Origin of the sequence: Nocardioides cremeus (assembly GCF_030518195.1) — a bacterium.
GTDB classification, from domain to species: Bacteria; Actinomycetota; Actinomycetes; order Propionibacteriales; family Nocardioidaceae; genus Nocardioides; species Nocardioides cremeus.
This window is the reverse complement of sequence record NZ_JAULSC010000178.1, coordinates 1-290: the sequence shown is the minus strand read 5'-3', so window position 1 is coordinate 290 and position 290 is coordinate 1. Positions and strand designations below refer to the sequence as shown.

Below are 290 nucleotides of genomic sequence, written 5' to 3'. Positions count from 1 at the left end.
CGGGGGTGTTGAAGGTTTCAAACATAATTTGGGTCATCTTCTCTCTGTTGACCTTGGGGTTCAATGGGGCTTCTGTGAGGAGTCCGGGATGTTCTTCTGGAGCCACACGAAGCTCATTGTAGAAAGTATGATGCCAAATCTTCTCCATATCGTCCCAGTTGGTGACAATACCATGCTCAATGGGATATTTTAGAGTAAGGATACCTCTTTTGCTTTGGGCTTCATCTCCTACATAGGAGTCCTTTTGTCCCATGCCGACCATGACACCTTGATGTCTTGGACGACCAACA

At 46.6% G+C, this 290-nt stretch carries 1 protein-coding gene; it reads right to left on the bottom strand.

All coding sequences use genetic code 11. The features are described from left to right. Window positions 1-262, bottom strand: a 262-nt coding sequence (locus QWJ41_RS20975; protein WP_439117356.1) for a hypothetical protein, incomplete at its 3' end; no start/stop codon positions are given. Between the last annotated feature and the right edge of the window lie 28 nt (window positions 263-290).